The organism is Caldicoprobacter sp., assembly GCF_047459465.1.
Classification (GTDB): Bacteria; Bacillota; Clostridia; order Caldicoprobacterales; family Caldicoprobacteraceae; genus Caldicoprobacter.
The window spans coordinates 37,684-48,497 of sequence record NZ_VSCO01000002.1 but is presented as its reverse complement, the minus strand read 5'-3'; the positions used below and the strand labels follow the sequence as shown (position 1 = coordinate 48,497).

The window sequence follows — 10,814 nt, the reverse complement described above, 5'->3', positions numbered from 1 at the left end:
ATCCAATATTTACACTTAAATATTCTACTTTTTTTCCAAAAATCCTCTTTATTTTTTTGTTTTTTAACCTTGTTCTTTCATCATTTTGTATTTTAAGCGGGTAGCCTTACCTCCTCTGATGTGCCGTTCTGCCTTATTGTGCTCCAGCACCTTTTTCACTTCTTCCCACAGGATGGGATTGATTTTGGGAAGGCGCTCCGAGACGTCTTTGTGGACTGTACTTTTGCTCACCTTGAAAACTTTAGCCACCTCTCTGACGGTAGCTTTGGATTGAATCATATAGTTGGCTATTTCAAGAACTCTCTCCTCAATATAATCCTTCAAGTCCAAGACCCCCCTCACCGCAATCCCTTTAAAAATTGCCATAAAATTTGTGTTTATAAAATAATTATGCAGAGAAAAACCCATATAGAAGAAAAAATATAAAAAAGAGCTCCGTAATTTGAGTTTACGGAGCTCTTTACTCTAAGTAGTTCTTAGGGTCGACATTTTCTCCATCCTTTAACACCTCAAAATGGAGGTGAGGGGCATCCAGTATCTCGCTTATTGCCGTTCTACCCACTCCGCTTATAACTTGTCCTTTCTTCACCTGTTGGTTGAGCCTAACCATATCCTTGGTGGAGAGATTTGCATACCGCGTTTTCAAGCCATTTCCATGATCGATAGTGATTATGATGCCCATCAGTGAGTCCTCTTCTATGGATTCCACCACTCCATCCAGCGCTGCCCTGACGGGAGTGCCCACCGGGCTTTCGATGTCAATTCCGGGATGGGTTGTCCACTCTTTGAGCGTTCTCGAATACTGTAAGTGGTCCAGAGCAAAATCCACTACGATCCTTCCGTTCACGGGCTTTTGTAACAAAACCTTAGAGGTTTTTTGCGCCTGAGCGGTCGCACCGGTATTAACGACCTTCGGCTTAGAATTCACTGCATTCACCGGAATCAGCTTATCCCCTGCAGTTTTCGATTTATCATCGCCATGGTCGACTTTATCAGGCTGCGACTGAGAGGTCTCTTCTTCCCGCTCACCCTGGGTCTTATCCTCTGCCACGTCTATTATCCTTATATTCACTTTGTCGCTGGCATCTGCCTGCTGTACCGGCTCTTCAACGAGCTCGTCCTGTATATCCTGTTCGGCCATATCACCTTGAGCTTCTCCTTGCATCTTATCCCTATCCATTGATGTCCAAAACGCCGTAGCGCCTATTGCACACACGCATATGAATAGGATGATATAAAAGCCAAGTCTGTTCCAGAAATCCTTAAACGCCTGCTTATTAAACGCATTTCTAATCTTCTCTTTATATTTAGCAAAACCCATTCAAATCACCTCCTTTTAAGGATTCTATCCAAAAAATAAAAAAAAATACAGATATATGAATTTTATCTGTATTTTTCGATATCCACTCCCTTGTAGTAGTGCCTTAATATATCTGTGTAGGTGTGGCCCTGCTGCGCCATATAGTTGGCTCCCACCTGGCTCATGCCCACCCCATGGCCATATCCCGTTGTTTCGATGATCACCTTATCCCCCTCAAACTTGAACTTAAAATCGGTGGAATTGAGGCCATAAAGGTAACGAAAATCAGTTCCCTTTACAGTAATGCCTCCTACTATCAGCTCCCCTACCCTTCCGCTTTTCGTATAGCTCTTTATCTTTATCTGAGAAGATAAGTTTTTAGCGCTCAAATTGCTGTCAGGGTATCTACTTTTGAAAATCTTCACAAATTGATCATTGGAAAAGGTGAACGTTTGCTTGTATTTGGGGCTGTTCTCTTCCCCGGGGCTTTCCACTACAGTATAGTAGGGCAATGAATGGGAAAAAACTTCCCCGGCATCCTCGGTTTTACCGTTGCTAGTTGAATGAAAAAACACCTCAATAGGAGTACCCTTATACGTCATTATATAACCCCTGGTTTCTTCCACCGCCCTGACTATTTTTTCATGGTTGGTCGCGTAGTCGCTGCCCCAATTCTTCTTTTGTTGTTCGTCGGAAATCCACGCTTGACAGTGACTGTATAAGCTGCATACATCAGCCTGTGGATGGCTGGAACACCCACTGCCACCCAAGGCGCGCATCTTTCTTATAGCAAAAGTTCTAGCAGCAACAGCCTGGGCCTTCAATGCTTCCAGCTCAAATGATGCCGGCATCTCAGCCGCCACCACGCCTACAATATATTCCTCTAGAGGCATTTTGATTATACTTTTGGTGGCATGGTCATATACGGTTACTTCCAGGTTTTCAACGCTTTTTGGGCTTTTAGTTTTAATATCGATTTCATCCCTTGGTTGCCAATCAGTTTCAGATGGAGGCATCCTATCATCAAATCCAAACAGGGAAAAGTCCTGTACGGTCAATGCAGGAATAACTACCACGATTATGACTATTGACAGCAGCAGGTTGATCCACCATCTCATCCTCTCCCCCACTCTCCATCCAAAATTTCAATCAATGATACCATTGTATGATGGAAAGCGGGGAGTTAGAACTCAAATAGCAGCTTTCAGTACTCAATGCTTATAATGGGTGTCCCTATCCAGACATATGTCCTGCCCTTATAGGGGCTGTAGCGCAGCGCTACCTGAACATTTACCTGCCTGCTTCCCGATACAATCCCTTTGCCCAGCACAGGAGCATAGCCGCTGACGCTCACAAGCCCTTCCTGGTATAAACCTTCAACCTCCACAGCCCCAAGGTACTTCAATATTTCGCTACAAATACCTCGCATCTCGCCGGGCTCAAGCTCACCCTCAAAACTTCCGGAGAGCGTCATTGTAATGGTAGAGTTTACCCCTACTGTCTCAAAAAAACCTTTTAACAAATCCTTAACTGCCGCGCTATTAGCCCTACGTACATCATCCGCTATGTCCACTACAATATAGCTTTCGTATCCAGCGTTATTCCCATCCAAAGTCTGAATACTCTTGCAGGCTATTGAGATTATCTGCCCATATTTATTGGTGCCCCTTATGCTCACCTGCTTTATACCATTACCCTGGGTGGAAATAAATTCATATCCTTCCAACTCAAAAAAGTAAGCCGCTTTTGTTGCCAATGATTTCAGATCGTCAAGGGACATATAGTCCTTATTCAGCAAGCACCAGCCATTGACATTTAAATACTCTCTGTCACACCCAACAAAATCCAATACCTGCTCCAAGGCAATAAACCCCTCAAATGATTGCTGAACAGCCCACCCTTGCCTAGGGATAGGAAATAGAGCTAAACATATAATTATTGCTGAAAGCAATGCCCTCTTATAACCCACTATGACCCTGTACCCTCCCAAACTCGTGCTGAATAATTGTCATGTTTTGATTATTGCCATTTACAGGGTTTTTATACGGGCGTCATTGATCTGAGCTCTTTTCGCCTTGTCCAAAAAAAATCCATTCATTTTGGGTTACACAAGCCCCAATAGGGTCAAAAAAATAAACTGCGAGGATAGGAACCTCACAATGCACTTTCCGTCAGCTTCCAGGCCATGTTGGCAACTCGTGTAACCCCACCCCTCAATAAAAGCTTTATCATCCACCAGCTTTTATACTTAACCATACCATGAATTTAGGCAAATCCCATACAGCCATAAAAAAAGAGTTGTCCCATGGACAACTCTCCTACAAAGCTTTATGGAATTAAACATCATTAAACACTATATTATCTTTCCCTCTCCCCTATGCTCAATACCAGGTTAAGGAGTATTCCGAATATGGCTGCCCCTGCAACGCTTGGAACCTCCATGCCAAAGAAGGGTATGTTGCCTCCAAAGGCGTATTGTCCTCCAAGGCCGATAATCATGATGGTTGCAATAACCGCTATAGTTCTAGCGCTAAACAGATCCACCTTTCTTTCAACCATGATGGCAACCCCTTGAACGGCTATTGCGCCAAACAAGTAGATTTCAATGCCCCCTATTACCGCGGTGGGGATTGAATAGATGGCATTTATTAGAGGTGTAAAGCAGGAAATAATCATGGCTATTATGGAAGCAGCAATGAGAACCGATGTGGAAAACACTCTGGTGATAGCCATGGCGCTTATGTTTTCCCCATAGTTGGTGCCAGCAGGACCTCCAATAAATCCGGCAACTATATCGCCGATGCCGTCGCCGATCAAGTTAAGCCCAAGCTTGTCGGCAATATCATACCTCTTACCCTTACCCTTTTTGTTTGCCAAATCATTTACATAAAGGTCCAGCTGGTATATGTGTGCCGTTGATTCGGGAATGGTAGCAATTGCTATGGGCATAATGGCTGCAACCGCCATCCATGAGGGTTTGGGAAGCGTAAATATGGGAAGAGCAAAAATTCCAGTGTTGGCTGTGGCAGGCAAAACTTTAAAAAGGTTAATGCCCGTTACAAGTTTGATGATGAAGGCCGTAATACAGCCCACGATTGGGCCAAGAATAAGTGGAATTTGACCCATAAAACCTTTCAAATATACTGAGAACAAGATAGTTGAGATCAATGTGACGAGCGAAACTAGCCAAGCCATGTTCTTGGCAAGAGCTATCTGGGATTCCGCAACAGCAATGGTTCCTGCGGTATCAATCGCAATGGAGGCCGCATCGTTTAACGCTGTCCCCGCGAGCGTAAGCCCGATCACCATAGCAATAGGACCTGTAACCGATGCCGGCAAGATCCTTTCCAGGGAATCCCTCCCAAAGCGGTTGACGATAAGCCCTGCCGCTATAGATACAAGCCCTGACATGACGATGCCAAATTGAGCTACCGCTATCTTTTCATTGAGAGTGTATCCCGCCAACGCTTGGGAGTTCATCAGGCTAGCAACGGCAGTGATATATGAAAAGCTTGACCCATAATAAAGCGGGATCTTTCGTCCTGTAACCAGAATAAAACAGAGGGTAGCAAGGCCGCTGGCAAAGATGGTCGTCGAGATGTGAAAACCTGTAATGATTGCTACAGCTACCGTTGCAGGAAACATTACGATAACCTGTTGTATCGCGTAAAGTAGAAGCTTCCATATCGGCGGACGTTCATCGGGAAGATACCCTATGGCATGTTGAATTTTGGACATGACAGCATCTCTCCTTAATTTTTATTTGTGTGAATTCCTATGCCACCCAACTGTGGCATATAAGCCGTACAAACTATTTGCTGTTCTCGCTATACTTATACTCATCCCCCTTTACATAAAAAAATCTTGTCTGTCACATAGTGCAGGCAAGATTATCCTCAACACAACGTTATGCTATGCTCTTGTTGCAGGATATCTTGTCGGCATCTCTGTACCAGACTTAAAAATATCCCCACTTGAAACAGTGTAACATATGCAGATAAATTTATCAATAACTTTTTTGTAGATATGCGTTGCCTTCCCGCGATAATCTATCGCATTCAAATTACATAGGTCACCCTTTATGAGAAAGGATATACAAGGGACATAAAGAAAAGTGAAGGAATTTGGTCAAGCTTTTACTTTCCAAAATCGCAGATAACCAAAGTTGAGAAATATGCCAAAAAGAGGAGGTTGTGGCAAGCTTTATTCTAGCCGGTGGGTGTAACACACCCACCGGAGCACCTATTGATAGCCATATAATCTTCCCAAATTCGTCGTGTAAACCAAAATTGACTTTTACATGGCCTTACAGGCTAACTTCGTCATACATTTGCATTTTTTTCCTCCAGCATATCCTTGACCTTCATCAACCTGGTACGATTTCCGCGCTCGTTTTCATCCAGCTTCATGGTAATATAGCGTATCGTCTCTTGGAGCTGAGGGATAATTACGTATTCCAGAGCATTTACCCTGCGGCGGGTTTTCTCAATTTCATCTGCCAGCATCTGACAAGTCTTTTCTATCTGAGCCAACTCCACCATAAGTGGCAGGATGTCGGAAAAGGCGGCAATGGCGCCATCCAGTTCGGCCGAAGTGGCCGCAAAGCTATAGGGATAAGGAGAGAGCTCTTGGTCGATCACTTCCTTATACTCAATGACGGGAACAGCTACGCCCATGATATTACCAATTGAAGGTTTTATCTCCACCCTACGGGTGGGAAACATTATAGCCTCCTCCAGCACTTCGGAAGACATGACAGCCCGCGCCATCACAAAATCCTTAAACGCCAGGGTTAATTTTTGCTCCACGCGCTCCCGCAACTCCTTATTCTGTTTTATCAGGTCTAAAAATTTGCGCATCATCTCATCCCGCTTGTCTTTGAGCAGCTTGTGACCCCTTACTGCCACCTGAAGCCTTGTTTTCAAGCGGGTAAGTTCCATGCGCGTGGGATTAACCCTCATGATAGCCATAAACTATTCATCCCCTTTGTCTCCGGGAAAATATTTATCGAGGTACTCGTCCCGAATTCGTTTAAGCTCACTCTTTGGCAGTATGGAAAGCAATTCCCACCCGAGATTAAGGGTCTCCTCGATGGAACGGTTGGTCTCAAAGCCCTGAGATACATATCTCCTCTCAAATTCATCGGCAAACTTGGCATATAGCTTATCCATCTCCGAAAGGGCCGCTTCGCCCAGCACCACCGCCAGCTCCTTGGCCTCCTTGCCACGGGCATAGGCCGCAAACAGCTGGTTCATGGTATCGGCGTGGTCCTCCCGGGTTTTCCCCTTTCCTATGCCCTTATCCTTCAGACGGGACAGGGATGGCAAAACATCAATGGGTGGATTTATGCCCTTGCGGTAAAGCTCCCTGCTCAATATTATCTGGCCTTCAGTAATATATCCCGTCAGGTCGGGAATGGGATGGGTCTTGTCGTCCTCGGGCATGGTTAGTATAGGTATCTGAGTAATAGAGCCCTTCTTGCCCTTTATCCTTCCGGCCCTCTCGTACATGGTAGCCAGGTCGGTATACATGTAGCCCGGATAGCCACGGCGGCCAGGCACCTCTTTACGAGCGGCCGATATCTCCCTGAGGGCTTCGGCGTAGTTGGTCATATCAGTAAGTATAACCAGTACGTGCATATCCTCTTCAAAGGCCAGATATTCGGCAGCTGTCAATGCCATGCGGGGTGTGGAGATGCGCTCAATTGCCGGGTCATCGGCCAAATTCATGAACAGCACCGCCCGCTCGATGGCACCGGTCCTTCTAAAATCAGATACGAAGAAGTCGGCCTCCTCAAAGGTTATGCCTATGGCCGCAAACACTACGGCGAATTCGGTGTCGCTGCCCGGCACTGTAGCTTGCCGGGCAATCTGCGCTGCCAGCTGGGCATGAGGCAAGCCTGCCCCCGAGAAAATGGGCAGCTTTTGCCCGCGCACCAGAGTATTGAGGCCATCGATAGCCGAAATCCCGGTTTGGATGAATTCCGACGGGTAGTCGCGCGCAGCGGGATTGATGGGTTCTCCGTTTATGTCCATGCGCTTTTTGGGAATGATCTCTGGGCCTCCGTCTATGGGTCTCCCCATTCCATCGAATACGCGCCCCAACATATCCCTAGATACGCCCAGCTCTATACCCCTGCCCAAAAAGCGCACCTTGCTGTCGGCAATCCTCAAGCCGTGAGAGCCCTCAAAGAGCTGAACCAATGCCTTATCGCCATCCACCTCAAGGACACGGCCCCTGCGAACCTCTCCATTGGACTGTTGAATCTCCACCAGCTCGTTATATTTTGCTCCCTCCACGTGTTCTACCAGCATCAATGGACCAACTACTTCAGTAATGGTCCTGTACTCTTTAAGCATAAGAGACGCCTCCCTCCGACATCAAGGACGACATCTGTTCCTTTAACTCGTTTAAAATCTCATCCAGCTGCTCCAACTGGTCCTCAGAAATGTACTTGGCTCGCCCTATGCGCTCCCTTACAGGGAGGCTTACCACCTGGCTGAACTCGGCTCCCGAATCCAATGCTCTTTGTCCCAGATGATAGAATTCGATTATCAGCTTCAGCATCTTGTACTGCTTTATAAGGGAAGTATAGGTATCCACCTCGTGGAAAGCGTTTTGGTGCAGGTAATCTTCCCTTATGGATTTGGCAGCCTCCAGCACCAGCCTATCCTTCACCGATAAGGCATCCACCCCCACCAGCCTGACTATCTCCTCCAGCTGGGCCTCCTCCTGTAACAGGGACATGGCCTCCTGCCTGAGCTTAGGCCACTCCTCCGATATCTCCCTTATGTACCACTCGTTTAGCCGGTCAAGATACAGCGAATAGCTGGTCAACCAGTTTATAGCAGGAAAATGCCTGCGGTATGCCAGTTGTGAATCCAAACCCCAGAATACCTTGACTATACGCAATGTGGCTTGGGTTACGGGTTCCGAAAAGTCACCGCCAGGCGGTGAAACGGCACCAATGGCGGTTATGGTGCCTTCCCGGTTGTCCTTACCCAAGCAAATGACTCGGCCAGCCCGTTCGTAGAATTCGGCAAGCCTGGAGCCTAAATAAGCCGGATAGCCTTCCTCGCCGGGCATTTCCTCCAGACGGCCCGACATCTCGCGGAGGGCTTCAGCCCACCTTGAAGTGGAGTCGGCCATGATGGCCACGTTATAGCCCATATCCCTAAAGTACTCGGCAATGGTTATACCGGTGTATATGGAAGCCTCACGGGCAGCCACCGGCATATCGGAAGTATTGGCAATAAGCACCGTCCGCTTCATAAGGGGCTCGCCGGTCTTTGGATCCTTTAGCTGAGGAAACTCCATAAGAACATCGGTCATCTCGTTACCGCGCTCGCCACATCCCACATATACTATGATGTCGGCATCGGCCCACTTTGCCAACTGGTGCTGCACCACCGTCTTGCCACTGCCAAAGGGCCCGGGTACGGCAGCCACTCCTCCCTTTGCTACCGGGAAGAAGGTATCAATGATTCGCTGGCCCGTTATAAGCGGAACAATGGGAGGAAGTTTTTGCTTGTATTTTCTCCCCACGCGGACAGGGGTCTTCTGCATCATGGTAATGTGCACAAGAGCGCCATTGGGCATCTTTACCCTGGCCACCGGCTCTATAATTGTAGCCATTCCCTCATGAATCCACTCTATAACCCCTTCTATCCCCTGGGGCACCATAATACGGTGCTCCACTATGGAAGTCTCCTGGACCACACCTATTATATCGCCGGGTTCAACTCGATCTCCCGGCTTGACGCGGGGCATAAACTCCCATTTGCGCTCCCGATCCAAGGCAGGAACCTCAATCCCTCTTGCAATGCGATCGCCCACCTTCTCGCGAATAAGGGTTAAGGGCCGCTGTATACCGTCAAATATTGAGCCAATAAGCCCAGGCCCCAGCTCCACGCTTAAAGGCTCGCCGGTGGAATACACGGGCTCTCCCGGACCTAATCCCGCAGTCTCCTCATATACCTGAATGGAAGCCTTATCCCCTCTTAGCTCTATTATCTCGCCGATAAGCCGCTTATCGCTTACCCGCACCACGTCGAACATCTTGGCATCGGCCATCCCTTCGGCTACTACAAGCGGTCCCGATACCTTTACTATCCTACCCTGCATAGCTCACCTACCCTCGCTCTCCAAATAAAATGTCCACTCCTACCGCCTTTTCCACGTTGGATTTGATCCCTTCCATTCCCAATCCCATGCTTCCAGCATTGTTGGGAATCAAGGTAATAATGGGAAAAGGCTGAGAGCCGTATCTATCGATGGTCTCCTTGATATCCTGTGCCAGCGATTCTGTGACAAACAAAATCACATAATTCTCTTTTGCCAGCTTGTGGATGAGCCTAGCAGCCTGTTCGGGCTGCGTAACCGGAAATACCGACAGGCCCAAAGCTTTAAACCCCAATATCGAATCTTTGTCGCCAATTACGCCCATCTTATACATACACATCACGAAGCCTTTCACGGATTTTTTCAGCAGGCAGGTTGTTTATCTTGCCCACCATGATTATGCGTATTAGCTTAATTTCGTTTTCCTTGGCCAATAGATAGCCCACAATGGCTTCTATCCCAAAAGGATTATATCTTAAGGCCTTGACGTAATTCAGCAGGAAGTCATCCATCAGCCTTTCAAAAGCGGTCAGAGTACCGGTGCGCAGAAAATCCTGCACGCCCTCGGCCATCACCTTACCGTAAGGAGTGGATTCCGCCTCTTTGATCAACTGTTCATAAGGTTGCTCCATGGCACGGCTATAAAAAGATACATTTAAGCTGCCGTGCGGGATGAGCATCTCCTTCAAAAAGTCAAACCCCTGCCCCAGTCTCTTTGCCCGCAAAAGCGAACGGAGGTTTAAAAGGTCAACCTGCATCTGAAAATAACCAAGAGCAAACCCGTTCCTTTTCCTGCGACACACCTCAAATATATGGTCGTACATGGCTAGATCCAAAAGTATATCGATCTTTTGGGGATCAATCTTCAAAGCACAGGCCTGGTCCACTCTCCTTACTGCATTGACCATAAAAGGTGGAAGCAGGCCACTTTCGGGATCATCCACACCTTTTCTTAATATTTCCACCGGAATGGTACCTATTTGAACCAAGGGCAGCCCCTCATCTTGGCCACCTAAATATCTGTACTTCAATAAAACCTTGAGATTATGAAAGTCATATTTTAAGAAAAATAAGTCCGTAATGGCCGGATCCGGCGAAATCTCATCTATAAAGGTACGTACCCTACTCATCTCTTTGGAAAGCAGCTCATCATATTCATAGGGAGAAACCAGCTCTGCAACCAAAGGGGCATAGCTGGTCTCCGACAGAACTTTGAGCGCTTCCTCGGCCGATGGGGCATCAGCCATCCGTTCAATGCGCTCCCGGGTAAGCAGTTTGGTCTCTAAAACTCTGACTCTGGCTACTCCATATTCATAACTGGGTTGAGGCATCATATCATCCTTCCTACTGCCCACAACAAGCCAATCAATATGCTTCTTACTCCAAAAACTTT

Annotated in this window: 10 protein-coding genes; all 10 read right to left on the bottom strand. The window is 47.2% G+C overall.

Features of this window, described 5'->3' with window-relative positions:
* Positions 1–63: 63 nt before the first annotated feature.
* The 10 genes from spoIIID to FWJ59_RS00455 all read right to left on the bottom strand — a co-directional run bounded on the left by spoIIID (position 64) and on the right by FWJ59_RS00455 (position 10,776).
* Positions 64–324 carry a sporulation transcriptional regulator SpoIIID gene (gene spoIIID / locus FWJ59_RS00500; RefSeq protein WP_414480019.1) on the bottom strand — a complete coding sequence of 87 codons (261 nt, stop codon included), beginning with the start codon at positions 322–324 and terminating at the stop codon, positions 64–66.
* Positions 325–460: 136 nt separating this feature from the next.
* Positions 461–1,321 carry a peptidoglycan DD-metalloendopeptidase family protein gene (locus FWJ59_RS00495; RefSeq protein WP_414480018.1) on the bottom strand — a complete coding sequence of 287 codons (861 nt, stop codon included), beginning with the start codon at positions 1,319–1,321 and terminating at the stop codon, positions 461–463.
* 62 nt (positions 1,322–1,383) lie between these two features.
* The gene (gene spoIID, locus FWJ59_RS00490) at positions 1,384–2,418 is read right to left on the bottom strand and encodes a stage II sporulation protein D (protein ID WP_414480017.1); all 1,035 of its coding nucleotides are present in this window, start codon (positions 2,416–2,418) and stop codon (positions 1,384–1,386) included.
* Positions 2,419–2,504: 86 nt separating this feature from the next.
* Complete coding sequence (locus FWJ59_RS00485) at positions 2,505–3,161, bottom strand: YwmB family TATA-box binding protein (RefSeq protein ID WP_414480016.1); 657 nt, start codon at positions 3,159–3,161, stop codon at positions 2,505–2,507.
* 497 nt (positions 3,162–3,658) lie between these two features.
* Positions 3,659–5,038, bottom strand: coding sequence for a uracil-xanthine permease family protein (locus FWJ59_RS00480; protein ID WP_414480015.1), 1,380 nt, complete (start codon positions 5,036–5,038; stop codon positions 3,659–3,661).
* Positions 5,039–5,622: 584 nt separating this feature from the next.
* A complete protein-coding gene (locus FWJ59_RS00475; RefSeq protein WP_414480014.1) occupies positions 5,623–6,270 on the bottom strand; it encodes a V-type ATP synthase subunit D in 648 nt (215 codons plus the stop codon).
* A 3-nt stretch (positions 6,271–6,273) separates the two neighbouring features.
* Positions 6,274–7,659 (bottom strand): V-type ATP synthase subunit B, encoded by a 1,386-nt coding sequence (locus tag FWJ59_RS00470; RefSeq protein ID WP_414480013.1) that lies wholly within the window; start codon positions 7,657–7,659, stop codon positions 6,274–6,276.
* Positions 7,652–9,424, bottom strand: coding sequence for a V-type ATP synthase subunit A (locus FWJ59_RS00465; RefSeq protein ID WP_414480012.1), 1,773 nt, complete (start codon positions 9,422–9,424; stop codon positions 7,652–7,654). Before FWJ59_RS00465 ends, FWJ59_RS00470 begins: the two co-directional genes overlap by 8 nt.
* A 7-nt stretch (positions 9,425–9,431) precedes the next feature.
* Entirely contained in the window at positions 9,432–9,755 is a 324-nt protein-coding gene (locus FWJ59_RS00460; RefSeq protein ID WP_414480011.1) for a V-type ATP synthase subunit F, read from the bottom strand.
* Positions 9,748–10,776 carry a V-type ATP synthase subunit C gene (locus FWJ59_RS00455; protein WP_414480010.1) on the bottom strand — a complete coding sequence of 343 codons (1,029 nt, stop codon included), beginning with the start codon at positions 10,774–10,776 and terminating at the stop codon, positions 9,748–9,750. The genes FWJ59_RS00460 and FWJ59_RS00455 overlap by 8 nt, the downstream gene beginning before the upstream one ends.
* Between the last annotated feature and the right edge of the window lie 38 nt (positions 10,777–10,814).

Bases quoted from the DNA above. Each gene is read 5' to 3' on its own strand.
- spoIID (WP_414480017.1), bottom strand. From the start codon at position 2,418: ATGAGATGGTGGATCAACCTGCTGCTGTCAATAGTCATAATCGTGGTA.
- FWJ59_RS00470 (WP_414480013.1), bottom strand. From the start codon at position 7,659: ATGCTTAAAGAGTACAGGACCATTACTGAAGTAGTTGGTCCATTGATG.
- FWJ59_RS00495 (WP_414480018.1), bottom strand. From the start codon at position 1,321: ATGGGTTTTGCTAAATATAAAGAGAAGATTAGAAATGCGTTTAATAAG.
- FWJ59_RS00480 (WP_414480015.1), bottom strand. From the start codon at position 5,038: ATGTCCAAAATTCAACATGCCATAGGGTATCTTCCCGATGAACGTCCG.
- FWJ59_RS00475 (WP_414480014.1), bottom strand. From the start codon at position 6,270: ATGGCTATCATGAGGGTTAATCCCACGCGCATGGAACTTACCCGCTTG.
- FWJ59_RS00465 (WP_414480012.1), bottom strand. From the start codon at position 9,424: ATGCAGGGTAGGATAGTAAAGGTATCGGGACCGCTTGTAGTAGCCGAA.
- FWJ59_RS00460 (WP_414480011.1), bottom strand. From the start codon at position 9,755: ATGTATAAGATGGGCGTAATTGGCGACAAAGATTCGATATTGGGGTTT.